This is a genomic window from Streptomyces sp. NPDC059740, from assembly GCF_042733155.1.
Lineage (GTDB): Bacteria > Actinomycetota > Actinomycetes > Streptomycetales > Streptomycetaceae > Streptomyces.
The window spans coordinates 184344-209945 of record NZ_JBHWGP010000003.1 but is presented as its reverse complement, the minus strand read 5'-3'; the positions used below and the strand labels follow the sequence as shown (position 1 = coordinate 209945).

General features: G+C 73.7%; 21 protein-coding genes. 17 read left to right on the top strand and 4 right to left on the bottom strand.

The features are described from left to right. Positions 1–450: 450 nt before the first annotated feature. On the top strand, positions 451–2052 hold the full coding sequence (gene serA, locus ACFV3R_RS05625) for a phosphoglycerate dehydrogenase (RefSeq protein ID WP_385575986.1): 1602 nt from the start codon (positions 451–453) through the stop codon (positions 2050–2052). Between the two features lie 139 nt (positions 2053–2191). Here the strand turns inward: serA and ACFV3R_RS05620 are convergent, their stop codons facing one another. Then, positions 2192–3334 carry an alkene reductase gene (locus ACFV3R_RS05620; RefSeq protein ID WP_385575983.1) on the bottom strand — a complete coding sequence of 381 codons (1143 nt, stop codon included), beginning with the start codon at positions 3332–3334 and terminating at the stop codon, positions 2192–2194. A 64-nt stretch (positions 3335–3398) separates the two neighbouring features. Between ACFV3R_RS05620 and ACFV3R_RS05615 the strand changes: the two genes are divergently transcribed. Beyond that, positions 3399–3794 carry a MerR family transcriptional regulator gene (locus ACFV3R_RS05615; protein ID WP_385575980.1) on the top strand — a complete coding sequence of 132 codons (396 nt, stop codon included), beginning with the start codon at positions 3399–3401 and terminating at the stop codon, positions 3792–3794. Between the two features lie 96 nt (positions 3795–3890). On the opposite strand, the gene ACFV3R_RS05610 is transcribed toward ACFV3R_RS05615, so the two are convergent. Next, positions 3891–4607 (bottom strand): N-acyl homoserine lactonase family protein, encoded by a 717-nt coding sequence (locus tag ACFV3R_RS05610; protein WP_385575977.1) that lies wholly within the window; start codon positions 4605–4607, stop codon positions 3891–3893. Between the two features lie 301 nt (positions 4608–4908). On the opposite strand from ACFV3R_RS05610, the gene ACFV3R_RS05605 reads away from it, so the two are divergent. Further along, a complete protein-coding gene (locus tag ACFV3R_RS05605) occupies positions 4909–5475 on the top strand; it encodes a hypothetical protein (protein ID WP_385575974.1) in 567 nt (188 codons plus the stop codon). 266 nt (positions 5476–5741) lie between these two features. On the opposite strand, the gene ACFV3R_RS05600 is transcribed toward ACFV3R_RS05605, so the two are convergent. Continuing rightward, positions 5742–7061, bottom strand: a complete 1320-nt coding sequence (locus ACFV3R_RS05600; protein ID WP_385575971.1) for a PucR family transcriptional regulator — start codon at positions 7059–7061, stop codon at positions 5742–5744. A gap of 288 nt (positions 7062–7349) precedes the next feature. Here ACFV3R_RS05600 and ACFV3R_RS05595 point away from each other — a divergent pair, with 288 nt between their 5' ends. From ACFV3R_RS05595 to ACFV3R_RS05575, 5 genes are all read left to right on the top strand, one after another. After that, complete coding sequence (locus tag ACFV3R_RS05595) at positions 7350–8285, top strand: proline dehydrogenase family protein (protein ID WP_385575968.1); 936 nt, start codon at positions 7350–7352, stop codon at positions 8283–8285. 53 nt (positions 8286–8338) lie between these two features. Beyond that, on the top strand, positions 8339–9970 hold the full coding sequence (pruA, locus tag ACFV3R_RS05590) for an L-glutamate gamma-semialdehyde dehydrogenase (protein ID WP_385575965.1): 1632 nt from the start codon (positions 8339–8341) through the stop codon (positions 9968–9970). A gap of 366 nt (positions 9971–10336) precedes the next feature. Then, on the top strand, positions 10337–10471 hold the full coding sequence (locus tag ACFV3R_RS05585; RefSeq protein ID WP_385575962.1) for a hypothetical protein: 135 nt from the start codon (positions 10337–10339) through the stop codon (positions 10469–10471). Between the two features lie 156 nt (positions 10472–10627). Beyond that, positions 10628–11668 carry a 3-isopropylmalate dehydrogenase gene (locus tag ACFV3R_RS05580; RefSeq protein WP_385575959.1) on the top strand — a complete coding sequence of 347 codons (1041 nt, stop codon included), beginning with the start codon at positions 10628–10630 and terminating at the stop codon, positions 11666–11668. 477 nt (positions 11669–12145) lie between these two features. Then, the gene (locus tag ACFV3R_RS05575; RefSeq protein ID WP_385575956.1) at positions 12146–13231 is read left to right on the top strand and encodes a branched-chain amino acid aminotransferase; all 1086 of its coding nucleotides are present in this window, start codon (positions 12146–12148) and stop codon (positions 13229–13231) included. A gap of 70 nt (positions 13232–13301) precedes the next feature. Here ACFV3R_RS05575 and ACFV3R_RS05570 read toward each other — a convergent pair whose 3' ends face one another. Next, positions 13302–14741, bottom strand: a complete 1440-nt coding sequence (locus ACFV3R_RS05570) for a cytosine permease (RefSeq protein ID WP_385575953.1) — start codon at positions 14739–14741, stop codon at positions 13302–13304. A gap of 137 nt (positions 14742–14878) precedes the next feature. Here ACFV3R_RS05570 and ureA point away from each other — a divergent pair, with 137 nt between their 5' ends. From ureA to ACFV3R_RS05525, 9 genes are all read left to right on the top strand, one after another. Next, entirely contained in the window at positions 14879–15667 is a 789-nt protein-coding gene (gene ureA, locus ACFV3R_RS05565; RefSeq protein ID WP_385575950.1) for an urease subunit gamma, read from the top strand. After that, complete coding sequence (locus ACFV3R_RS05560) at positions 15664–17367, top strand: urease subunit alpha (protein ID WP_385575947.1); 1704 nt, start codon at positions 15664–15666, stop codon at positions 17365–17367. The genes ureA and ACFV3R_RS05560 overlap by 4 nt, the downstream gene beginning before the upstream one ends. A gap of 159 nt (positions 17368–17526) precedes the next feature. Beyond that, a complete protein-coding gene (locus ACFV3R_RS05555; protein ID WP_385575944.1) occupies positions 17527–18567 on the top strand; it encodes an agmatine/peptidylarginine deiminase in 1041 nt (346 codons plus the stop codon). Positions 18568–18741: 174 nt separating this feature from the next. Beyond that, positions 18742–19113 carry a DUF805 domain-containing protein gene (locus tag ACFV3R_RS05550; RefSeq protein WP_385575941.1) on the top strand — a complete coding sequence of 124 codons (372 nt, stop codon included), beginning with the start codon at positions 18742–18744 and terminating at the stop codon, positions 19111–19113. A gap of 251 nt (positions 19114–19364) precedes the next feature. Beyond that, positions 19365–19910, top strand: coding sequence for a TetR/AcrR family transcriptional regulator (locus ACFV3R_RS05545; RefSeq protein WP_385576439.1), 546 nt, complete (start codon positions 19365–19367; stop codon positions 19908–19910). Positions 19911–20012: 102 nt separating this feature from the next. Then, positions 20013–21341 carry an MFS transporter gene (locus ACFV3R_RS05540; RefSeq protein ID WP_385575938.1) on the top strand — a complete coding sequence of 443 codons (1329 nt, stop codon included), beginning with the start codon at positions 20013–20015 and terminating at the stop codon, positions 21339–21341. 398 nt (positions 21342–21739) lie between these two features. Further along, the gene (cimA, locus tag ACFV3R_RS05535; RefSeq protein ID WP_385575935.1) at positions 21740–23374 is read left to right on the top strand and encodes a citramalate synthase; all 1635 of its coding nucleotides are present in this window, start codon (positions 21740–21742) and stop codon (positions 23372–23374) included. A 257-nt stretch (positions 23375–23631) separates the two neighbouring features. Then, positions 23632–25215, top strand: coding sequence for an acyl-CoA carboxylase subunit beta (locus ACFV3R_RS05530; protein WP_385575932.1), 1584 nt, complete (start codon positions 23632–23634; stop codon positions 25213–25215). Between the two features lie 53 nt (positions 25216–25268). Further along, complete coding sequence (locus ACFV3R_RS05525) at positions 25269–25475, top strand: acyl-CoA carboxylase subunit epsilon (RefSeq protein ID WP_385575930.1); 207 nt, start codon at positions 25269–25271, stop codon at positions 25473–25475. Positions 25476–25602 lie beyond the last annotated feature (127 nt).

Sequence of the window (25602 nt, the reverse complement as noted above, 5' to 3'; positions counted from 1 at the left end):
AACTTATAAAACTTTTTTTTTTTTGGTCTGTTTTTTTTTTTTTTATACTGACACACTTTTACCCCCGGGGGGGGGGGCGGGCGCCCGCCGCCGCCCCCCCCGGCCGCACCCGCACCGTCGGGGAAGGCGGGGGCGCCCCTCTTCCCCGGTACGTCCCCGGGGACGTAACCTGCCCGTCACAGGGGCGTGCCGCGCGCACCCGCACGACGGGGTCCGGGCCACCGCGCAAGGGCGTCCGCCTGCCGCGGCGGGCCGCCCGTGTCCGGTCCACCACGCACGGGTGATCCTGGCACGACAGGTGAGTTCCCCCTGGTACCACCGCCACTACACTGCACACCACCAGCGCGTCAGGCTCACAACGTCGTGCGTCTTCCACGCGGCATTCCCCCTTCACCGCCTTCGGCCGTCGGGACGGCCGTCCGCGAAGGACTAGTGAGGACTGAAGACCACGTGAGCACTTCCGCCAGCAAACCCGTCGTACTCATCGCCGAGGAGCTCTCGCCGGCCACCGTCGAGGCCCTCGGTCCCGACTTCGAGATCCGGCACTGCAACGGCGCCGACCGCGCCGAGCTCCTGCCCGCCCTCGCCGACGTCGATGCCGTCCTGGTGCGCAGCGCCACGAAGATCGACGCGGAGGCCGTCGCCGCGGCCGGGAAGCTCAAGGTCGTCGCCCGTGCGGGCGTGGGCCTGGACAACGTCGACGTCTCCGCCGCCACCAAGGCCGGCGTGATGGTCGTCAACGCCCCGACCTCCAACATCGTCACCGCCGCCGAGCTCGCCTGCGGCCTGCTCGTCGCCACCGCCCGCAACATCCCGCAGGCGAACGCGGCGCTGAAGAACGGCGAGTGGAAGCGCAGCAAGTACACCGGTGTCGAGCTGAGCGAGAAGACCCTCGGCGTGGTGGGCCTGGGCCGCATCGGCGTGCTCGTCGCCCAGCGCATGTCGGCCTTCGGCATGAACGTCGTCGCCTACGACCCCTACGTGCAGCCCGCGCGCGCCGCCCAGATGGGTGTGAAGCTGCTGACGCTGGACGAGCTGCTGGAGGTCGCGGACTTCATCACCGTCCACCTCCCCAAGACGCCCGAGACCCTCGGTCTCATCGGCGACGAGGCGCTGCACAAGGTCAAGCCCTCGGTGCGGATCGTCAACGCGGCCCGCGGCGGCATCGTGGACGAGGTGGCGCTGGCCAGCGCGCTGAAGGAGGGCCGGGTCGCCGGCGCCGGCCTGGACGTCTTCACCTCCGAGCCCTGCACCGACTCCCCGCTCTTCGAGTTCGACCAGGTCGTCGCCACCCCGCACCTGGGCGCCTCGACCGGTGAGGCCCAGGAGAAGGCGGGCATCGCCGTCGCCAAGTCGGTGCGCCTGGCACTCGCCGGCGAGCTCGTGCCGGACGCCGTCAACGTCCAGGGCGGCGTCATCGCCGAGGACGTCAAGCCCGGCCTGCCGCTCGCCGAGCGCCTGGGCCGCATCTTCACCGCGCTGGCGGGCGAGGTCGCGGTCCGCCTCGACGTCGAGGTGTACGGCGAGATCACCCAGCACGACGTGAAGGTCCTCGAACTCTCGGCGCTCAAGGGCGTGTTCGCCGACGTGGTCGACGAGACGGTCAGCTACGTCAACGCGCCGCTGTTCGCCCAGGAGCGGGGCGTCGAGGTCCGCCTGACCACCAGCAGCGAGGCGAGCGAGCACCGCAACGTGGTCGTGGTGCGCGGCACCCTCACCGACGGGCAGGAGGTCTCCATCTCCGGCACCCTCTCCGGCCCCAAGCACCAGCAGAAGATCGTGGCCGTCGGGGAGCACTCCGTCGACCTCGCCCTCGCCGACCACATGGCCTTCCTGCGCTACGGCGACCGCCCCGGCGTCGTCGGCACCGTCGGCCGCATCCTCGGCGAGGCCGGCATCAACATCGCCGGCATGCAGGTCTCCCGCGCCGACCAGGGTGGCGAGGCGCTGGTCTCGCTCACCGTCGACGACACCATCCCGGCGCCGGTGCTGGCCGAGATCGCCCAGGAGATCGGCGCCACCTCCGCGCGCGTCGTCAACCTGGCGGACTGACCCGCGGCGGCCACCGGCCCCGGTGTCCGTCCCCGTGCCTCGGCCCTTCCCCGGCGCTGTCCGGGGGAGGGCCGTCGCGTGTCCGGGGCCCCGGCGCGGGGACGCCGGCCGGGTGCGGCCCACCCGGCTCCCCGGCCGGTCAGAGCGCTGCCGCCGACGGAGCGGGGACCGCGCCGGCCTCCGTCAGCGTCGGGTAGTCGGTGTATCCGGTCGCACCCCCGACGTACATCAGGTACCTGTCGCGGACCTCGTTGACCGGGGCGCCCAGTGCGATGCGCCGCACCAGGTCGGGGTTGGCGAGGAACGGCCTGCCCAGCGCCACCAGGTCGGCCCCGGCGGCCAGCAGCCGCTCACCCGCCGCCCGGCCGCCGTCCGCGGGAAGGCGGTCGGGGAGCAGCGGATTGGCGATCAGCGTGCCCGGCCACAGCGCGCGCAGCCGGCCGAGGAGCGGCTCCTCCGGCTCGGCGCGCACCAGGTGGAGGTAGGCCAGGTCCAGGCCGGCCAGCTCGGCCACCAGCGCCGGGTACAGCTCGGCGGTGTCGTCCTCCCGGATGGCGTTGGCCGTGCCGCCCGGGGAGAGCCGCACCCCGGTCCGCCGTGGTCCGATCGCGGCGGCCACGGCGCGCACCACCTCCAGGGTGAAGCGGATGCGCCCGGCCACGGAGCCGCCGTAGGCGTCCGTCCGGTGGTTGGTGTTGCGGGCCAGGAACTGGTGCAGCAGGTAGCCGTTGGCGGAGTGGACCTCCACCCCGGCGAAACCGGCCGCGACCGCGTTGCGGGCCGCGGCGGCGAAGTCCCCGGCCGTCGCGCGGATCTCCGCGGCGGTCATCTCCCGCGGCACCGCGGCCGGCCGGTGGCCCCCGGGGGTGAAGATCGTGCCGGGCAGCGGCACGGGGGAGGGCGCCACCGGCGTCAGCCCGCTGGTCTCCGGGTGGCCGACCCGGCCGCCGTGCTGGATCTGCAGGAACATCCGGCCCCCGGCCGCCGCCACCGCGCCGGTGACGGACCGCCAGCCGGCCACGTGCTCCGGCCGGTGGATCGCGGCGATGTCCGGGTAGGTCTGCCCGACGGCGTTCGGTGTGGCGGCCTCCGCGACGATCAGGCCGGCGGTGGCGCGCTGCGCGTAGTAGGCGGCCATGAGGGCACCGGGTGTGCCGTCGGCGCCGGCCCGGTTGCGGGTCATCGGCGCCATCACCAGGCGGTTGGGCAGGTGGAGCGGGCCGAGGCGGGCGGGCTGGAGGAGGGGGGAGGGGGCCGGGGTGCGAGGGGTTGTCCGCGTCATGCCGGGAGGGTAGAACTTGACACCGGTGTCAGTTTCAAGTGCGGCAGGCCCCCGGGAGGCTCCCATGCGGATCGGTGAACTGGCGGCACGGACCGGAGTGAGCGAACGCTCCCTGCGCTACTACGAGAAACAGGGCATGCTGACCGCCGACCGCACCACCGGAGGCCACCGCCAGTTCGCGGAGGCCGCGGTCGACCGGGTGGTGCTCATCCAGATGCTCTTCGCCGCGGGCCTGTGCAGCAGCAAGATCGGCGAACTCCTGCCCTGCATGCGGGACGCCGACGGGGGGCCGTCGCTGCGGGCCACCCCCTCCCTGGTGCGGCAGCTCACCGTCGAACGCGCCCGCATCGACGCGATGATCGCCGACCTGGTGCGCTCCCGGGGCGTCCTGGACGAGGTGATCGAGACCGCCTCGGGCACCGGCACCCCCCGGGACGCGGCGACCGCCGCCCCGGCCTGACCCGGCCGGCCCCACCCGACCGTGGCGCTGCACCGCCGGTCGGGGCCGGCGGCTCCCGCCCCCTGCCGCCGGCCGGGTCCCCACCCGGCCCATCCCTCACCCACCGTCCGTCGGCTCCCACACCGAGGCGTCGTGCGCGAAGTACACCCGCCGGGGGTCGAACGCGGCGAGGCGCTCGTGCCAGGCGGGGTGGGGCGGCCGGGGCGCCGCGAGGCCGTCCGCCGCGGCCCGGCGGGCGAGGTGGGCGGCGCCGTACTCGAAGGCGAAGTCGTGGGCCTGCCCGGCGAGTACCACCGTGCCGTCCGGCCGCTCGACCACCAGCGACTGGTGGCCCGCGGTGTGCCCGGGGGTGGGCAGCAGGTGCACCCCGGGCCAGACCTCGGCCTCCCCGTCCAGCTCCTCGTAGGCCGCGCCGGGGAAGTCCACGAGGTGGTCCAGGGTGTAGTCGCCGCCGCGCGCCGTCGCCAGCTCGGAGCGCTGGACGAGGACGGGCCGGCCGGTGAGCGCCGGGTTGCCGCCGCAGTGGTCGAAGTGCAGATGGCAGTTGGCGACAGCGGTCACCTCCTGCGGACTCACTCCCATCGCGGCCAGCGCCCCGGGCAGGCCGCGGCGGCGGGGCCGGTAGTGCGCGTCGACCTCCGGGTCGCCCTCCCCCATGCCGGTGTCGAACAGCAGCAGTCCGCCCTCGTGGCGCACCAGGTAGGCGAGGACCGGCTCGACTCGGGGGTGGGGCGCGCCGTACTCCTCGCCGGGGCGGACGAGGTAGCCGAGGTCGAGTCGGTGGACGGTAATGCGGGGCGGGGTCGCTGTCACGTGTCGAGGGTGGCCGCTGCGGCGGGGGCCCGGGGGACGTTTCTCCGAGGGCGAAGCCGCCCCACGGCCTCCCCGCGGCGCCGACGGCACCCGTCCGACTTCCCGCGGCGCCGGCGGCACCCGTCCGCGCCGGGCGCCGGGGCGTTCCGAGCTGTCCCGCGTGGCACGGGCCGGTGCGCGATCCCGCCGGGCCCCCGGGAACACCGCGGCCCGGCCGCCCGAGGCCCCGCAGGTAGCCTGTGCGGGCCAACTCAGCTGCCGGACACCGTTGTCCGGCCGACGCCCACGGGGGAACAGAACCATGTCCGCGCCACCTCCCGGCCCGCAGAACCAGGCTCCCCACGGTGGGCCCCAGCCGCCGTACGGATACCCGCAGCAGCCGCCGCCCGGTGCCTACCCGCCTCCGGCGAACAGCTACCCGCAGCCCTACGGCCACCCGCAACAGCAGCCGCAGCAGTACCCCGCACCTCAGCCCCCGCGCGGCCCCGCCCGTACGCCGCGCCGCAGCCCCGTACAGGGCGCGGTGACCTTCGTCGTGGTTCTCGCGGTCTTCGCCGGCGTGGGCTACTACGTCTGGAACTGGAACACCAGCCCCACCGGCGGCAAGGCGCAGGCGCAGGCCTCGCAGTCGGCCCGCGCGGCGGAGGCCGAGACCCACAACCCGGACGTCGGCGACTGCGTGCGGATCGCCGACCCCCAGGGCGACCCGCTGCCGACGATCGTCGACTGCGACTCCGCCGAGGCCGAGTACAAGACGGCCGCCAGGCTCCCGGGCCCCGGCCACCACTGCTCCACGTCCTACGACTACGGCATCCTCGTCGACGGCCACCGGAGCGCGGACTACACGTTGTGCTTCACCAAGGTGTGAAGCGGAAGGCCCGTCCCGACCCGGGCCCGACCCGTCCGCCGTGACCCCGTGGCCGCCGCAGCCGGCGTCCGGGCCCGGGCGCCGCGCCCGGGTCCGGAGCGGGCACCCGGTGACGGCAGGGAAGGCGCCGGCCGTCACCAGCCCCCGCAGGGCGAAGCCCGGCACCACCTGGTCGGCTGCCTTGCCGGCGGCGACGGGCAGCAACCGGACGGCCCCTGCGGGGCCGGGGCCGGCGGCTGCCGTCCGTCCGCCCCGGCGGGGAGGCGTCAGCTCCCCCCGCCGCGCGCCAGCCGGGCCCGTTTCAACTCCAGGTGCAGCAGCAGCCGGTCCCCTCCCGAGTCCAGGTCGAGGCCGGTCAGCTGCTCGGCCCGGTGGAGCCGGTAGTACAGCGTCTGCCGGTGCACGCCCAGCTCCGCGGCGGTGCGGCCGGCGGCCCCCGCGAGGTCGAGGAAGACCTCGACGGTCCGGGCCAGTTCGCGGTGGGCGGGCCGCAGCAGTTCGGTGACCGCCGCGTCGGGCGGGCCGGGCGGCAGGGCCGTCAGGGCGCGGTAGGGACCGAGGTCCGCCCAGTGCGCGACCGGGCCCAGGGACGGCTCCGCGCGGGCGGCCCGGGCCGCGGCCACCGCCTCCCCGAAGGCCGCGGGCAGCGCCGCCAGGTCGCTGCGGACGTCGGCGACACCGGCGGCCCCGGGCCCGCCGGCCCCACCGGCCCCGTCGGCAGGGCCGGCCGGACCGGTGCCGGATGCCGCGCGGGGGGCGCCCAGCAGGTGCTCCGCCACGGTGTCCGCCGGCCCCGCGGACCCGGACGTGCGCAGCCGCACCAGCGCCGCCAGCAGGTCCTCCTCACCGCCGGCCGGGAACGCTGCGTCCGGCCGGCCGTCACCGGGGCCGGCGCCCGCCTCGCCCCTTCCGAGGGCCGTGGTGAGGCGGCAGGCCGCCAGCAGCCCCGGCTGACCCGAGACCGCACTCTGCGACCGCTCCCCCCACGGGAGGACCACCACCAGCGCGTACGGCCGGCCGGCGGGGAGCCGCAACGCCTCCCGCAGCGCCGCCGCAGCCTCCGGCCGGTTCCGTGCCTGTGCGGTCAGGAGCGCCCGCAGCAGCCCCGCCAGTTCCGCCCCGCCCCCGGCCTGCGCGGCCATCAGCTCGCCGATGCGGTAGGCGCTCTCCATCGCCTGCTCCACCCGCGGGTCGGGCGGGACGCCGGGGCCGCCGAGCACCAGGTCAGTGAGGTGGCCGTCGTCCAGCAGCCACACGTAGCCGTGGACGATGCCGCCGTGGCGCACCGGGAGGCAGATGCGGCCGTGGAGGACGCCGGCCGCCGGGTCAGGCGGGATGCGCAGCGGCGCCGTCGCCCGGGTGATGCCGAACCCCTCGAACCAGGCGCGGACCGCGGCGCTGGAGCGGCGCCGCAGGATCGAGCGGGTGCGCACCGGGTCCAGCAGCGCCTCCTCCGCCTCCTCGTCGCCCTCCCTGGTCTCCTGCACCCCGAACGCGACGAGGCGGAAGTCGCGGTCCTCCAGCGTCGCCGGAGCCTGGAGGACCGCCGAGATCTCGTCGACGAGCTGCTGGTAGTCGAGGGCCATGCGGGCATTCTCCCTCCCTCTCATACAACTGTCTGAGAGGTGCGCCACCATCCCGTGACAGGTGTCGATGGCCGACCGCCGGGGCGGCCACCAGAATTCAAGTAGCCGAGGGGGAGGACACCGGCCACGCCCGCGCCCGCGGGGCCGCCGGACGCCCCCCTTCTCGGTGCGGGCGTCTCCCCGGACCGCGCCCGTCCCGGTGGCCCACGGGCCGGACGGGACGCGGTCCCCCCAGGTCGCCGGCGAAGGGGTGAACCCACCGCCGGCCCGTGCAACGTGGAGGTCCTCATGGCCCCAGCGCTGGGCCCCGTGCTCCTCGCGGCGGCAGGCAACGACACCGTCCGCCGCCTGGTGTCCGCCGCCCCCCTCACCCGTCCCGTGGTCGACCGCTTCGTGGCGGGGGAGGGCCTGGACCGCTCGATGGCGGTGGTCGGCGCCCTCACGGCGAGCGGCATGGACGTCACCCTCGACCACCTGGGGGAGGACGTCACCGACCCGGCCGAAGCCCGGTCCACCCGCGACGCCTACCTCCGGCTGATCGACGCGCTGCGCCCCCTCGGCCTCGGGCCGCGCGCGGAGATGTCGGTCAAGCTGACCGCCTTCGGCCTGGCGCTGCCCGGCGGCGAGGACCTGGCGCTGGCCAACGTCACCGCCGTGGTGGAGGCCGCCGCCGACGCCGGCACCACGGTGACCGTCGACATGGAGGACCACACCACCGTCGACGCCACCCTCGCCGTCGTGCGCGAGCTGCGCACCCGCTTCCCGCAGACCGGGGCCGTCGTGCAGTCCTACCTGTTCCGCACCGAGGAGGACTGCCGTGCGCTGGCCGGGGAAGGCTCCCGGGTGCGCCTGGTGAAGGGCGCCTACAACGAGCCGGCCTCGGTCGCCTTCCAGGAGCGGCACGAGGTGGACAAGGCCTACGTCCGCTGCCTGAAGATCCTCATGGCCGGCGAGGGATACCCCATGGTCGGATCGCACGACCCCCGGATGGTCGCCATCGGACAGGACCTGGCCCGCCGCGCGGGACGCAAGTCCTCGGAGTACGAGTTCCAGATGCTCTACGGCATCCGCACCGCCGAACAGGAACGGCTGGTCGCCGAGGGGCACCGGATGCGCGTGTACGTCCCCTACGGCACCGACTGGTACGCGTACTTCATGCGCCGCCTCGCCGAGCGCCCCGCCAACCTCACCTTCTTCCTGCGCTCCCTGGCCACCCGGGGCTGACCGCCCCTTCCCGCACCGACCAGCACCTCCCACCCGAAGGAGAACCGGCACCGATGGACGCCGTCACCCACGTTCCCGCCCCCTACAACGAGCCGGTGCACGGCTACGCGCCCGGGAGCCCGGAGCGCGCCCGCCTGGAGGCCAAACTCAAGGAACTGGCCGAGAACCCGATCGACCTGCCGATGACCATCGGCGGCGAGAAGCGGATGGGCGGCGGCGCCCGCGTGGACGTCGTGCAGCCGCACCGCCACAAGGCCGTCCTCGGCACCTACGCCGAGGCCACCGAGCAGGACGCCCGGGACGCGGTGGACGCGGCGCTCGCCGCCGCCCCCGCCTGGCGCGACATGCCCTTCGACGAGCGTGCCGCGATCCTGCTCAAGGCCGCGGACCTGCTCTCGGGCCCGTGGCGGGAGACCATCGCCGCCTCCACCATGCTGGGCCAGTCCAAGACCGCCCAGCAGGCCGAGATCGACGCGCCCTGCGAACTGGTCGACTTCTGGCGCTTCAACGTCCACTTCGCCCGCGAGCTCCTCCAGGAGCAGCCGCCGGTGCAGCCCAACGGCGTGTGGAACCGCATGGACCACCGCCCGCTGGAGGGCTTCGTCTACGCGATCACCCCCTTCAACTTCACCGCCATCGCGGGCAACCTGCCGACCGCCCCGGCCCTCATGGGCAACGTCGTGGTGTGGAAGCCCTCGCCGACGCAGACCCACGCCGCGGTCCTCCTCATGGAGCTGCTGGAGGAGGCCGGCCTGCCCAAGGGCGTCATCAACCTCGTCACCGGCGACGGCCGCGCGGTCTCCGAGGTCGCGCTGCGCCACCGCGACCTCGCGGGCATCCACTTCACCGGCTCGACGGCCACCTTCCAGCACCTGTGGAAGACCGTCGGCGAGAACATCTCCGGCTACCGCTCCTACCCCCGCATCGTCGGCGAGACCGGCGGCAAGGACTTCATCGTCGCCCACCCCACCGCCGACCGGGCCGTGCTGAAGACCGCGATCATCCGCGGCGCCTTCGAGTACCAGGGGCAGAAGTGCTCCGCCGCCTCCCGGGCCTACCTCCCGCGGTCGATCTGGGAGGACGGCTTCCGCGAGGAGCTGGTCGCCGAGACCGAGGCGCTGGAGATGGGCGACGTCACCGACCTGTCCCACTTCCTCGGGGCGGTCATCGACGAGCGGGCGTTCGCCAAGAGCCGTGCGGCCATCGAGCGGGCCGAGGCCGACCCGACCTGCGAGATCGTGGCCGGCGGCACCTGTGACGACTCGGTGGGCTACTTCGTCCGCCCGACGGTGATCACCTGCACCGACCCGGAGAACGAGGTCTTCTCCACCGAGTACTTCGGACCGATCATCGCCGTGCACGTCTACGAGGACGCCGACTACGACGCGGTGGTGGACCAGATGGAGTCGGTCGCCGCCTACGCGCTGACCGGTGCCGTCATCGCGCGGGACCGGGCCGTGCTCGCCGAGACCTCGAAGAAGCTGCGGTTCGCGGCCGGCAACTTCTACCTCAACGACCGGCCCACCGGGTCGATCGTCGGCCAGCAGCCGTTCGGCGGCGCCCGCGCCTCCGGCACCAACGACAAGGCCGGGTCGAAGTTCAACCTGCTGCGCTGGATGTCGCCGCGCGCCATCAAGGAGACCATGGTGGCCCCGACCGACCACCGCTACCCGCACATGGGCTGACCCGCCCGCGGGCCGCGCCGCCGCCCGCCCACCCGACCGCCGCCCCGGCACCCGCCGCGGGCGGCGGTCGCATGTCGGCGGCGCCCCGGGCGGGGGTGGTGGCGGGGCAGGAGGACGCCGCCCGTCTCAAATAGTAGGAAGGCCAAGTAATTGTGCGGACAACACGACCGATCTGCCCTACCTTTGTAGGGAGCCGAAGGTCTCGTCCCATCGGGCGAGAGCGGTTGTGGCGCGCGCCCCCGTGCAGGTGACCCCTGCGGCGCGCAGGCCCCCGCCCCTACCGGTCCATCCCGCGTAACGCTTCCTCAGATGACTGACGACGAACGTCCCGCGCGCCGAGGCCACGGGACGGTGGAAGGGTGAACCATGGCTGAGACCGCTGTCCGTGGCCGCAGGATCCGGCACTCCGCCCGCAAGGGCGACGAGGACCGCAGGAACGCCGCCGCTGCCCTCCAGCGCGCACTCGACCGCCGCGACAACGGCGGCCAGACGGGCCACTGACTCCCGGCGGCGGGCACGGGGGGTGCGGTGCGCTCCCCGACCCCGGCGCTGCGGGCAGGCCGACCGGTCGCCGTGCCGGTCCGGCCCGCCCGACGCCGCCAAGTCCACATCTTGGACGGGCGTGTCAGGGAGTGGGACGAAGAGTAGGGTCGGCCCATGTCTCGCAGCATTCGCCTCGCAGTGATCCCCGGTGACGGCATCGGCCAGGAGGTCGTGGCGCAGGGCCTGAAGGTCCTCCGCGCCGTGCTTCCGCAGGACGTCAAGCTGGAAACCACCGACTACGACCTCGGCGCCCGCCGCTGGCACGCCACGGGGGAGACCCTGCCCGACGAGGAGATGGAGTCCCTCAAGGGCCACGACGCCATCCTCCTCGGTGCCATCGGCGACCCCTCGGTCCCGTCCGGCGTCCTGGAGCGCGGGCTCCTGCTCAAGCTCCGCTTCGCCTTCGACCACTACGTGAACCTGCGGCCCTCGCGGCTCTTCCCGAACACCACCACCCCCCTCGCGGGCCGCCCCGACATCGACTTCGTCGTGGTCCGTGAGGGCACCGAGGGCCCCTACACCGGCAACGGCGGCAGCCTGCGCACCGGCACCCCGGCCGAGGTCGCCACCGAGGTCAGCGTGAACACGGCCTACGGCGTGGAGCGCGTGGTCCGGGACGCCTTCGAGCGGGCCAAGGCCCGCCCCCGCCGCAAGCTCACGCTGGTGCACAAGAACAACGTCCTCGTCCACGCCGGCCACCTGTGGAAGAACATCTTCGACCGGGTCGCCGCCGAGTACCCCGAGGTCAGCACCGACTACCTGCACGTCGACGCGGCCACGATCTTCTTCGTGACCCAGCCCGAGCGGTTCGACGTCATCGTCACCGACAACCTCTTCGGCGACATCCTCACCGACCTCGCCGCGGCCGTCACCGGCGGCATCGGCCTGGCCGCCTCCGGCAACATCAACCCCTCCGGCGAGTTCCCCTCGATGTTCGAGCCCGTCCACGGCTCGGCCCCCGACATCGCGGGCACCGGCAAGGCGGACCCGACGGCGACGATCCTCTCGGTTGCGCTGCTCCTGCGCCACCTCGGCCTGGAGGCCCAGGCGGCCCGGGTCGAGGAGGCCGTGGCGGCCGACCTGGAGGCCCGCGACGGCACGCCGCGCACCACCGAGCAGATCGGCGACGCCCTGGCCGGCCAGGTGGCTGCCTGACCGCTCAGGCGGACCCGGCCCGACGGTGGCCCGCCCCCCGACCGAGCACCGCGCCCCAGGGTGACGGCCGCGGCCGGGCGGGACGGGCCACCGCCTGGTTCGGTGCCTCCCGGACCGGGCGGTCCGGCCCGCCGCCCGGGACCCGGCCTGCCGGGACCCGGTCTGCCGGGACCCGGTCTGCCGGGACCCGTCCCAGCTCACACCGGCCAAGGGTGTCGGAAGCGGACGCCGTGGGGCGATAATCGAACATGGCACCGCCGAGGAGTCCCCCGTCGTGACCCGGACGGGCAACGGTGCGCGGACTCCCCGGGACGGGGAAAGGCCCGAGGGACACCAGTGAGTGCCCCGGGGCCGCGGTCGCCGCACCCCACGGCGCCGCTTCCCGCCGGGCCCGCCGCGCCATCTGCCCCAGGGCAGGCGGTACGGGCGAGCCGAGCAGCCGCGCGGTGCCGACAGACGTAGCGAAGGAACAGGCACATGACGACGCCCACGATCGAGCTCAAGCCCACGGCGAACCCGCTCTCCGACGCCGAGCGGGAGCAGATCCTCGCCGCCCCCGGGTTCGGCCGCCACTTCACCGACCACATGGTCACCATCCGGTGGACCGAGGGCCGGGGCTGGCACGACGGGCAGCTCGTGCCGTACGCCCCGCTGCCGCTCGACCCCGCCAACATGACGCTGCACTACGCGCAGACGATCTTCGAGGGGCTGAAGGCCTACCGGCAGCCCGACGGCTCGGTCGCCACCTTCCGCCCCGACGCCAACGCGCGCCGCTTCCAGGACTCGGCCCGCCGGCTGAGCATGCCGGAGCTGCCGGTGGAGACCTTCGTCGAGGCCTGTGACGTGCTGGTGCGCCAGGACAAGGCGTGGGTGCCCGGCACCGGCGAGGAGTCGCTGTACCTGCGGCCCTTCATGATCGCCACCGAGGTCGGGCTGGGCGTCAAGCCCGCGAACGAGTACCTCTTCATCGTCATCGCCTCCCCGGCCGGCGCCTACTTCTCCGGCGGCGTCAAGCCCGTCTCGGTCTGGCTGTCCGAGGAGTACGTGCGGGCCGCCCCCGGCGGCACCGGCGCGGCCAAGGCCGGCGGCAACTACGCCGCCTCGCTGGTCGCCCAGGCGCAGGCCGTCGAGCACGGCTGCGACCAGGTGGTCTGGCTGGACGCGATCGAGCGCCGCTGGATCGAGGAGATGGGCGGCATGAACCTCTACTTCGTCTTCGGCGACCGCATCGTCACGCCGGAGCTCTCCGGCTCGCTGCTGCCCGGCATCACCCGCGACTCGCTGCTGCGCATCGCCGCGGACATGGGCTACCGGGTCGCCGAGGAGCGGATCTCGGTCGAGGACTGGAAGGCGGCCACCGAGGACGGCAGCCTGACCGAGGTCTTCGCCTGCGGCACCGCCGCCGTGATCACCCCCGTCGGCTCGGTGAAGTCGACGCGGGCGAGCTGGACCGTGGCCGACGGCGGCGCCGGCGAGGTCACGATGAAGCTGCGCAAGGCGCTGCTCGGCATCCAGACCGGTGCGGTCGCCGACCCCCACGGCTGGATGCACCCCCTGGGCTGAGCCGGAGGCGGCCCGGGTCCTCGCGTCCGAGCGCGGGGACCCGGGCCGCCCCCGTGGCACCGGGCGCCGCTCAACCGGTGGCGTCGGCCGTCGGCTGCCCCTCGACGGGGAGCGGCTCGTCCGTGCGCCGGGGCGCGTCCTCACCGCGGGTCAGCAGGGCTTGCGCCACCGCCGTCACCAGCGCGGCGAGCAGGAAGCTGATGTCGATGCCGCCGGTCACCTCCACCAGCGGGCCGCGGTAGAGAGGCGTGTCCACGGAGGCGAGCCCCGTCACCGAACCCGCCGCCCAGGACACCACCGTCCGCAGGTGCCAGCCGCCGCGGTACCAGTAACGCCCGCCCCGTGTCCGCCGGTTGTAGACCTGGAGCGCGTCGGCGTCGTACACCCCGCGGCACCGGGCGTAGCCGATGACGGTGATCACTGCCCAGGGTGTACCGACGGCGGTGAGCAGCAGCACGAACGAGGTCATGGCGTCCTGCGCGGCCCACGCGAAGTGGCCCAGGTAGACCAGGACGGTGGCGAGGGCCGCGACCACGTAGGTGGCCTGCGTGCGGCTGGCCCGCGGCAGGATCGCGTCGAGGTCCAGGCCCATCGAGTAGAGCATCAGCCCCGCGTTGCCCACCGAGCCCGCCGAGGCACCGAGCAGCAGCGGGGCCAGGTACCACAGCGGTGATCCGGCCACCAGCGGCCCGGCGTAGTCGGTCGCCGAGTCCACCGCGAGGGCGGTGAAGGTGCCGAAGAGCTGCGGCACCAGCAGGCCCGCCACCAGCCCGGCGCAGGTCGCGAGGTAGACCGTGCGCGAGGAGTGGCGGCGCGGGGAGATGTAGCGGGTGTAGTCGCCCAGCAGCGTGATGAAGGCGATCGGCCCGCTCAGTCCCGCGGAGACGACCGCCAGCAGCCAGGTCGGCCAGAACCCGCCGAGCAGGTAGCCGCCGGCCGGTGCGGCCGTCGAGAAGTGCGGCGCGTACGCGAACAGTCCCAGCACCAGGAGCACCGTCATGCCGACCGCCAGGGCCCGGCTCAGGCGCAGCAGCAGCCGGTAGCCGTAGACGGCGCCGAGCGCGGTGCAGACGGCGAGCGCCGCGTAGACCACCGCGTAGACCGCGCCGGAGGAGGGCAGTCCGGTCAGCCGGGTGAGGGTGCCGACCACCGCGTCACCGCCCACCCACAGCGTCAGGGCCGTGTAGCCGAGCGAGAGCAGCAGCCCGATCACCGACCCGACGAGCCGGCCCCGCACCCCGAAGTGGGCGCCGCTGCTGGTCGAGAGGTTGGTGCCGGTGCGCAGCGAGACCAGGGCCAGCGGGGCGGTCAGCAGCGTGCCGGCCAGGGTGCCCACGAGCAGCGAGGTCACCGAGGGCCAGAAGCCGAGGCCGAAGGAGACCGGGAGCCAGCCGAAGATGACCACCCCGAGCGCCAGGTTGGAGCCGAGCAGGATCGACACGAGGTCCCGGGGACGGCTGGTGCGTTCCACGTCCGGGATGGTGTCGACCCCGCGTTGTTCTATCGGCATAGGCGCTCCCCTGAGAGACCGTGGGCACGTTTAGAGCAGCGCTCAATGTGACGCACTTCCTGGTAGCAGGTCAATGGGTTGCGTCGTACGGAAGAAGAATTAGAGTGTCGATCTAAGCGAGCTGAGAGGTGGACGGGATGCGGCTGACCCCGACCGAGCGCGACCGGTTGCTGTTGTTCGGCGCCGCCGAACTGGCGCGGGCCCGCCTGGCCCGCGGCCTGCGGCTGAACGTCCCCGAGGCGACCGCCCTCATCGCGGACACCGTCTGCGAGACGGCCCGGGACGGCGGCCGGCTGGCCGACGCGATCGAGGCGGCCCGCGCCGTGCTCGGGCCCGAGGACGTCCTGCCCGGCGTCGCCGACGTGGTCACCGAGGTCCACGTCGAGGCGGTCTTCGACGACGGTTCCCGCCTCGCGGTGGTCACCGACCCGCTGCGCGGCGGCGCCCCCGCGGCCGGCCCGGACGGCGGGGCGGACGAGGCGACCCGCGTCCCCGGTGCCGTACTGCCCGGCCCGGCGCTGCCCGGCCCACGCCCGGCATGCACGCTGACGGTGCGCAACACCGCGACCGTGCCGGTCAGCGTCACCTCGCACTTCCACTTCTTCGAGGCCAACCCGCGCCTGGACTTCGACCGGGCCGCCGCCTACGGCATGCGGCTCTGCGTCCCCGCCGGCTCCTCCGTGCGGTTCGACCCCGACGCCGACGTCACCGTCGACCTGCTGCCGATCGGCGGGGCCCGGGTCGCCGTCGGGTTCGCCGGCCTCGTCGACGGTCCGCTGGACGCGCCCGGCGCCAAGGAGGAGGCGCTGCACCGCGCCGCGGCCTGCGGCTACCTCGGCGCCCGACCCGCCACCGCGCAGACCACCCCGACCCAGGCGGCGACCCCGCCCGGCGCCACCCCGAACCGGCAGGAGGACCGGCGATGACCAGCCAAGCCGAGACCGAGGAACTGCGGGCCTACGCGGCCGTCCACGGCCCCCGTGCCGGCGACCGCGTCGTCCTGGGCGACACCGGGCTGGTGGTGCGGGTGGAGTCCGACGCCCAGCAGCAGGGGGAGGAGTTCCTCGCCGGCTTCGGCAAGACCGCCCGCGACGGCCTCCACCTGCGGGCCGCCGCCGTCCGCGAGACCTGTGACGTGGTCATCAGCAACGTACTGGTCATCGACGCCGTCCAGGGCATCCGCAAGGTCTCGATCGGCATCCGCGAGGGCCGTATCCACGCCGTCGGCCGGGCCGGCAACCCCGACACCCTGGACGGGGTGGACGTCGTCGTGGGCACCGGCACCTCCATCGTCTCCGGCGAGGGCATGATCGCCACCGCCGGAGCGGTCGACACCCACGTCCACCTGCTCTCCCCGCGCATCATGGAGGCGTCCCTCGCCTCCGGCGTCACCACGATCATCGGCCAGGAGTTCGGCCCCGTCTGGGGCGTCGGCGTCAACTCGCCCTGGGCGCTGCACCACGCCTTCAACGCCTTCGACGCCTGGCCCGTCAACATCGGCTTCCTCGGCCGGGGTTCGTCCTCCCACCCGGCGCCGCTCGTCGAGGCGCTGGCCGAGGGCGGCGCCTGCGGCTTCAAGGTGCACGAGGACATGGGCGCCCACACCCGCGCCCTGGACACCGCGCTGCGCGTCGCCGAGGAGCACGACGTGCAGGTGGCCCTGCACAGCGACGGCCTCAACGAGTGCCTCTCGGTGGAGGACACCCTCGCCGTCCTGGAGGGCCGCACCATCCACGCCTTCCACATCGAGGGCTGCGGCGGCGGCCACGTGCCCAACGTGCTGAAGATGGCAGGTGTCCCCAACGTCATCGGCTCCTCCACCAACCCCACGCTGCCCTTCGGCCGGGACGCCGTCGCCGAGCACTACGGCATGATCGTCTCCGTCCACGACCTGAAGACGGACCTGCCGGGCGACGCCGCCATGGCCCGGGACCGCATCCGCGCCGGAACCATGGGGGCCGAGGACGTCCTGCACGACCTCGGCGCCATCGGCATCACCTCCTCCGACGCGCAGGGCATGGGCCGCGCGGGCGAGACCGTGCGCCGCACCTTCGCCATGGCCGGCAAGATGAAGGCCGAACGCGGCCCGCTGGAGGGCGACGGCCCGCACGACGACAACGCGCGCGTCCTGCGCTACGTCGCCAAGCTCACCCTCAACCCCGCCCTGGCCCACGGACTGGCCCACGAGATCGGCTCCATCGAGGTCGGCAAGATGGCCGACATCGTGCTGTGGCACCCGCAGTACTTCGGCGCCAAGCCCCAACTGGTGCTCAAGAACGGCTTTCCCGCCTACGGCGTCACCGGCGATCCCAACGCCGCCACCGACACCTGCGAACCGCTGGTCCTGGGACCGCAGTTCGGCGCACACGGGGCCACCGCCGCCGACCTGTCCGTCGCCTTCGTCTCCCGCACCGCGGCCGAGCAGGGCGGGGACGGCGTGCCCACCCGTCGGCGCCGCGTCGCCGTGCGCGGCACCCGCGGCATAGGCCCCGCCGACCTCGTCCACAACTCCCGGGTGGGCAACGTCGAGGTGGACGCACGCAGCGGACTGGTCACCCTCGACGGCACCCCGATGCGCTCCGAACCCGCGGAGCAGGTCTCCCTCTCGCGGCTGTACTTCCTCTGACCCCGGCGGCCCGGCGCCTCACCCCGCCCCGGCGGACCGAGGCCCGGCCGGCCCGGCCGCGCGCCCAGCGGCGTCCGGCCGGGACCGACACCCGCCCCGCCTCTCCCTCCCGATCGCCGCTCCGCGCGGACACCCACCCCGCCCGACCGAAGGACGACCATGACCACCCCAGTGGCAGCAGGCTTCCGCATGCCCCCCGAGTGGGCCCCGCACGAGCGCACCTGGATGGCCTGGCCCGGCCCCAACCCGACGTTCGAGGACGAGGGCGGGGACGCCCTGGCCGAAGCCCGCCGGGCGTGGACGGCGGTGGCCCGCGCCGTACGCGTCTTCGAGCCGGTCACGGTGGTGGCGGGTCGCGGCCAGGGCGAGGCGGCGAAGTCGGCCCTCGGCCCCGGCATCGACGTGGTCGAGCGGGACCTGGACGACGCCTGGATGCGCGACATCGGCCCCACCTTCGTCACCGACGGACGCGAACTGGCCGCCGTGGACTGGACGTTCAACGGCTGGGGAGCCCAGCCCTGGGCGCGCTGGGAGCACGACGAGAAGATCGCCGGCCACGTCGCCGACCTCGCGGGCGCCCGCACCTTCCGCAGCACCCTCGTCAACGAGGGCGGCGGCATCCACGTCGACGGCGAGGGCACCGTGCTGCTCACCGAGACCGTGCAACTCGGCCCCGAACGCAACCCCGGCCGCACCCGCGAGGAGGTCGAGGCCGAGATCCACGCGCACCTGGGCACCACCACCGCGATCTGGCTGCCGCGCGGCCTGACCGGCGACTACCAGGACTACGGCACCCTCGGCCACGTCGACATCGTCGCCGCCTTCGCCCGCCCGGGAACCGTGGTGGTCCACAGCCAGCCCGACCCCGCCCACCCCGACCACGAGGTCACCCGGGAGATCGCCGCCCTGCTGCGCTCGGCCACCGACGCCGCCGGCCGCCGCCTGGAGGTCGTGGAGGTCCCCGCCCCCCGGCAACTGGAGGCCGACGGGGGCTGGGCGGACTACTCCTACATCAACCACTACCTGTGCAACGACGGCGTGGTCCTGTGCTCCTTCGCCGACGAGGAGCGGGACACCCAGGCCGCCGCGCTCTTCCGGCGCCTCTTCCCCGAGCGCCGAGTGGTCCAGGTCGACGCCCGCACCATCTTCGCCGCGGGCGGCGGCATCCACTGCATCACCCAGCAGCAGCCGCGGGTGTAGGCACCGCACCGCGTCCGGGCGGTCCCGGCGGAATCTCCGCCGGGCCGTACAACCCCGGGCGGGTCACGTGGGTCGGAGAAGGGCACGGCGGGGCGAGCCCGGGCCGGCGCGGCCTCCGGGTGTGCGCAGGCCCGGGCCCGGCGCCCGCACCGACGACCCGCCCGGGGGGCTTGCATGCACTGGTACCTGACGCCGTGGAGAAAGTACGCCGTCTTCCACGGACGGGCACGACGAACCGAGTACTGGACGTTCGTGCTCACCCATGTCGTCCTGATGAACATCGTCCGCCTGCTCGCCGACCACCGCATCATCGAGCGGGACACCTATCACCTCGTGGTCCAGCTCTACCTCCTGATCCTCGTCCTCCCCACCGTGGCGGTGGCGGCCCGGCGCATGCACGACACGGGCCGCTCGGGATGGCTGGCCCTGTTCACCTTCACCCCCGTCGTCCCGGTCCTCGCGCTCTTCGACGGCCAGAGGGGACCCAACCAGTACGGCCCCGACCCGAAGGCCCAGGCTCCCCAGCCGCAGGGCCAGGCCGCCTGACGTCGCCGGCGCCCGGGGCGTCCACGCGCCGGGCCGTCGGCTGTGACCCCGGCCGCGGCCACCCCAAGGTGACCGAGCCCTGCGCTCCGCCCCGCCTCCCGCCACCCCGCTCCCGTGAAAGACTGGACAGCCGCACCCGTAGCGCCCGCCCCGCCGGCGGGACCCGCACCCGAGGAGGAGTCCCCGTGGCCGAGGCCCCCACCCGGCGGCGACGCAACGCGCCCCCGCGGGAGGCGGTGTTCGCGGCGGCGATGGCCAGCATCGCCGAGCGGGGTCTGGAGCGGCTGACGATGGCCGGGCTCGGCCGCGAGGTCGGCATGAGCAGCGGGCACCTGCTGTACTACTTCGGCACCAAGGACGAGCTGCTGCTCCAGACCCTCCAGTGGAGCGAGGAGCAGCTCGGCGCCGAGCGCCGGGCCGCGCTCTCGCGACGCGTGCCCGCCCGCGAGCGGCTGGACGCCCTGGTCGACCTGTACCTGCCGCAGGGGCACCGCGACCCCCGCTGGACGCTGTGGCTGGAGGTCTGGAACCGCTCGCAGAACGCCGACGCCGCCATCCGGGACCGCCAGCTCGAACTCGAACTCGCCTGGCACCGCGACCTCGTGGCGCTGCTCGTCGAGGGCGTCGCCGCCGGCGAGTTCCGCGAGGTCCCGGCGCAGGCCCTGGCCACCCGGACCCGCGCCCTGCTCGACGGCTTCGGCACCCACCTCGTCGTCGGCCTGCCCGGCACCGAGCGGGAGGCCGTGCGGGGCCACGTCGCCGCCTTCCTCGACGAGGCGCTGGCGCCGCGCGAGTAGCTGCGCGGACCGTCGCCGCGGAGCCGCTCGCCCCCGGCGTACGAAATCGTTGTACTTCGCAGTCTTGTGCGAAGAGCTGCTGGTGGGAGACGGTGTCGCACTATGGAACGACAGCAGTGGAAGAAGGTCTGGGTCGGCTCGGCCGGCAACATGGTCGAGTGGTACGACTGGTTCGTCTACTCGAGCTTCGCGGTGTACTTCGCGGCCTCCTTCTTCCCGAAGGGGAACGCGACCGCCAGCCTCATGAACACCATGGGGGTCTTCGCGGTCGGCTTCTTCCTCCGTCCCGTCGGCGGCTGGCTGCTCGGCCGGATCGGTGACCGCAGGGGCCGCAAGGCCGCCCTCACCCTCACCGTCACGCTGATGTCGCTGTCGGCGATCCTCATCGCCGTCGCGCCCACCTACGGCGTGGCCGGCTACGGCGGCGTGGCCGTGCTGCTGGTCGCCCGCATGCTCCAGGGCCTCTCCGTGGGCGGCGAGTACGCGGCCAGCGCCACCTACCTCACCGAGGCGTCCTCCGCCGACCGGCGCGGGTTCGCCTCCAGCTTCCAGTACGTCTCGATGACCGCCGGCCAGCTCGTCGGACTCGCCCTGCAGATCGTGCTCCAGCACACGATGTCCGACGCGGCGCTCCAGAACTGGGCCTGGCGGCTGCCCTTCGTCATCGGGGCGCTCGGCGCGGCCATCGTCTTCTACCTGCGGCGCCACATGCTGGAGACCGAGGTCTACGCGGGCGACGAGAGCGCCCGCAACGACCCCGACCGCGGCACCCTGAAGGCGCTGTGGGCCCACAAGCGCGAGGCGTTCCTCGTCATCGCGCTGACCATGGGCGGCACCGTGGCGTACTACACGTACACCACCTACCTCACCAAGTACCTCTCGCAGAGCGCCGGCCTGCCCAAGAACACCGCCTCCCTGGTCAGTTTCACGGCCCTCTTCCTCTTCATGTGCCTCCAGCCGTTCGCCGGCGCCCTCTCCGACCGCATCGGACGCCGGCCGCTGCTGATCACCTTCGCCGTCGGCTCCACCTTCCTCACCGTGCCGATCATGACGCTGCTCCAGCACGCCGGCGGCTACTGGCCCGCGCTCGGGCTGGCGCTGCTCGCCCTCGTCGTCGTCACCGGCTACACCTCCATCAACGCCTGCGTGAAGGCCGAGCTCTTCCCCACCGGCATCCGCGCCCTCGGCGTCGCCCTGCCCTACGCCATCGCCAACGCCCTCTTCGGCGGCACCGCCGAGTACGTCGCCCTGTGGTTCAAGGACGGCGGGATGGAGTCCGGCTTCTTCTGGTACGTCTCGGCCTGCGCCGCCGTCTCCCTCGTGGTCTACCTCACGATGCGCGAGACCCGCACCATCGACCTGCACCGCACCGGCGCCTCCGGGCCCGGCGGCGACGCCGCCCCCGAGACCGCGGCGCCCGTGGCCTCCTGACCGGTCGGCGGGCTCCCGGGGGGCGCACGGCGCGCCCCGGGAGCCCGGCCGGACACGTCCCTCGGGACTGCCCGCGGGCCGGCCCCGGCGGTTCGCATCCTGAGACGGGGGCCGCCGGCGCCCAGCGGGTGTGCGAGACTGCGGGCGTGTCCTCGTTCGCCACGATTATTGGCAGCAGGCGCGCCGGTCCGCAGTGACCGTGCCGTACCGACCGACGTACGCACGGCCGCCGTGTCCCAGACCCGCGCGCAGACCTCTCGCACCCGCGAGGGGTCTTTTTCGTTTCCGGCGCACCCCGGCCGGAGACCCACGCGCTAAGGCCCGGTGGGACGGTGGAACCGGTCGACGGCCGGCCTCCGCCCGGAGGCAGGCCGGACCGACACCCGACAGGAGTCACCATGACGGACGCCCCAGCACCCGCCGAGGAGCGGGACGCCTTCCACGTCTTCGACACCACGCTGCGCGACGGTGCGCAGCGTGAGGGCATCAACCTGAGCGTCGCGGACAAACTGACGATCGCCCGCCACCTCGACGACTACGGCGTCGGCTTCATCGAGGGCGGCTGGCCCGGCGCCAACCCCCGGGACACCGAGTTCTTCGCCCGCGTCCACGACGAGGTCGAACTGCGCCACGCCCAGCTCGTGGCCTTCGGCTCCACCCGCAGGGCCGGTGTTCCGGTGGCCGAGGACGCCAACGTCCAGGCGCTCCTGGACTCCCGGGCCCCGGTCGTCACCCTGGTCGCCAAGTCACACCTCGGCCACGTGGAGCGTGCCCTGCGCACCACGCCGCAGGAGAACCTGGCGATGATCGCCGACACCGTCCGCCACCTGCGCGAGCACGGCCGCCGCGTCTTCCTGGACTGCGAGCACTTCTTCGACGGCTACGACCTGGACCCCGAGTACGCCCTCCAGGTCGTCACGACCGCCGGTGAGGCCGGGGTGGACGTCGTGGTGCTGTGCGACACCAACGGCGGCAAGCTGCCCGCCCAGGTGGCCGCCACCGTGCGCACCGTACGGGAGCGGACCGGGGTGCGGCTGGGCATCCACGCCCAGGACGACACCGGCTGTGCCGTCGCCAACACCCTCGCCGCCGTCGACGCCGGCGCCACCCACGTGCAGTGCACCGCCAACGGCTACGGCGAGCGCGTCGGCAACGCCAACCTCTTCCCCGTGGTCGCGGCCCTGGAGCTGAAGTACGGGCGCCGGGTCCTGCCCGAGGGCAAGCTGGCCGAGACCACCCGCATCTCCCACGCCATCGCCGAGGTCGTCAACCTCACGCCCTCCACCCACCAGCCCTACGTCGGTGTCTCCGCCTTCGCCCACAAGGCCGGCCTGCACGCCTCCGCCATCAAGGTCGACCCCGACCTCTACCAGCACATCGACCCCGAGCTGGTCGGCAACAGCATGCGGATGCTGGTCTCGGACATGGCCGGGCGCGCCACCGTCGAACTCAAGGGCCGGGAGCTCGGCGTCGACCTCGGCGGCGACCGCGAGCTGGTCGGCCGGATCGTCGACCGCGTCAAGGAGCGCGAGCTGGCCGGGTACAGCTACGAGGCCGCCGACGCCTCCTTCGAGCTGCTGCTGCGCCGCCAGCTCCTGGAGCGGGAGGAGGGCGCGGACCAGGAGGGCCTGCGCTACTTCACCGTCGAGTCCTGGCGCGCGATCACCGAGGACCGGCCCGACGGCACCCACGCCAACGAGGCGACCGTCAAGCTGTGGGCCAAGGGCGAGCGCATCGTCTCCACCGCCGAGGGCAACGGCCCCGTCAACGCGCTGGACCGGGCGCTGCGTGCCGCGCTGGAGCGGATCTACCCGGAGCTGGCCGCCATGGAGCTGGTCGACTACAAGGTCCGCATCCTGGAGGGCCGCCTCGGCACCGGCTCCATCACCCGGGTCCTGGTCTCCACCGGCGACGGCCGGGGCGAGTGGTCCACGGTCGGCGTCGCCGAGAACGTCATCGCCGCCTCCTGGCAGGCGCTGGACGACGCCTACGTCTACGGTCTGCTGCGCGCCGGGGTGAAGCCGCAGGGCTGAGCAGCGGCACGGCGCTCCGTCCCGCCCCACCTCCATTCCCGTCCCGGGTGGCGGTGGGGCGGGACGGAGATCGACGGGCCCGGGGCGGCGCCGTTTGTCCGGCCCCTACAGCCCGAGGGCGCCCCGGCTCACCCGGACGGACCAGCGGCGGACCGCGCTGTGCAGGGCGCTTCTGTGCTGCCTGCCCACCAAATCGGGTCGGACGTTGTACCTAACCGACATCGGCCCGGACCCTTTGGTGCCCGTACCTTCGATACATGACCATTGCTGATGACGCGCCCGCGGAGGCGAAGGACGCCCGGGGGCGGGTCGCCGAGCTGCACGCGATCCGTGACCAGGCGCGGCGAGGACCCAGCGAGCGGGCGACCGAGGCCCAGCGGGCCAAGGGCAAGCTCACCGCCCGGGAACGCATCGACCTGCTGCTGGACGAGGGCTCCTTCAACGAGGTGGAGCCGCTGCGCCGGCACCGGGCGACCGGTTTCGGGCTGGAGGCCAAGAAGCCCTACACCGACGGTGTGGTCACCGGGTGGGGCACGGTCCACGGCCGGACGGTCTTCGTCTACGCCCACGACTTCCGGATCTTCGGCGGTGCGCTGGGCGAGGCCCACGCCACCAAGATCCACAAGATCATGGACATGGCCATCCAGGCAGGCGCCCCGCTGGTCTCCCTCAACGACGGCGCCGGCGCCCGTATCCAGGAGGGCGTCTCCGCGCTCGCCGGCTACGGCGGCATCTTCCAGCGCAACACCAAGGCCTCGGGCGTCATCCCGCAGATCAGCGTGATGCTCGGCCCCTGCGCCGGCGGCGCCGCCTACAGCCCGGCGCTGACCGACTTCGTGTTCATGGTCCGCGAGACCTCGCAGATGTTCATCACCGGCCCCGACGTCGTCAAGGCCGTCACCGGTGAGGAGATCACCCAGAACGGCCTCGGCGGTGCTGACGTCCACGCGGCGACCTCGGGCGTGGCCCACTTCGCCTACGACGACGAGCAGACCTGCCTGGAGGAGGTCCGCTACCTCCTCTCGCTGCTGCCGCAGAACAACCGCGAGAACCCGCCCTCGGCGTCCTGCGAGGACCCCGTCGACCGCTCCGGCGACGCCCTGCTGGACCTCGTCCCCGCCGACGGCAACCGGCCCTACGACATGCGCGCGGTCATCGAGGAGCTCGTCGACGACGGAGAGTTCCTGGAGGTCCACGAGCAGTGGGCCACCAACATCATCTGCGCCCTGACCCGCATGGACGGCGAGGTCGTCGGCATCGTCGCCAACCAGCCCCGGGCGCTGGCCGGCGTGCTGGACATCGAGGCCTCCGAGAAGGCGGCCCGCTTCGTCCAGATGTGCGACGCCTTCAACATCCCGATCCTCACCCTGCTCGACGTCCCCGGCTTCCTCCCCGGCGTCGACCAGGAGCACGGCGGCATCATCCGCCACGGTGCCAAGCTGCTGTACGCGTACTGCAACGCCACCGTGCCCCGCATCTCCGTGGTGCTGCGCAAGGCCTACGGCGGCGCCTACATCGTCATGGACTCCCAGTCCATCGGCGCCGACCTGACCTACGCCTGGCCCACCAACGAGATCGCCGTCATGGGCGCGGAGGGCGCCGCCGGCGTCATCTTCCGCAAGCAGATCGCCGAGGCGGACGACCCCGAGGCCATGCGCGCGCACATGGTCAAGGAGTACAAGTCCGAGCTGATGCACCCCTACTACGCGGCCGAGCGGGGCCTGGTCGACGACGTCATCGACCCCGCCGAGACCCGCGCGGTCCTCATCCGCTCGCTGGCCATGCTCCGCTCCAAGCACGCCGACCTGCCGGCCCGCAAGCACGGCAACCCGCCGCAGTAACCGGCCACCGACCGCACCTTCCCCATCCCGACGCACCGAGGAGACGAACCCCAGTGAACCCTGCCGGCACCCACCCCATCCGCGTGGAGAAGGGCGTCGCCAGCGAGGAGGAGCTCGCGGCCCTCACCGCCGTGCTGATCGCCCGCGCCGCCGCCCAGCCGACACACGCCGCCCCGACGCGCCCCCGGGCCACCGCGGCCCGCTGGCAGCGGCTGGAGCGCCGTCGCGGCTTCCACGGAGCGCGCAGCTGGCAGGGCTGACCCCGCCGAGAACGGCCGGGGGGCGGCCCCCCCGGGGGTGGCGGCCCCCCGCCGGGGCGGTGAGTTGAGTAGGGGCCCGGGGAGTCGGCCCCATAGAGACCCCGAGCCCGAACAGTGAAATAAAAAA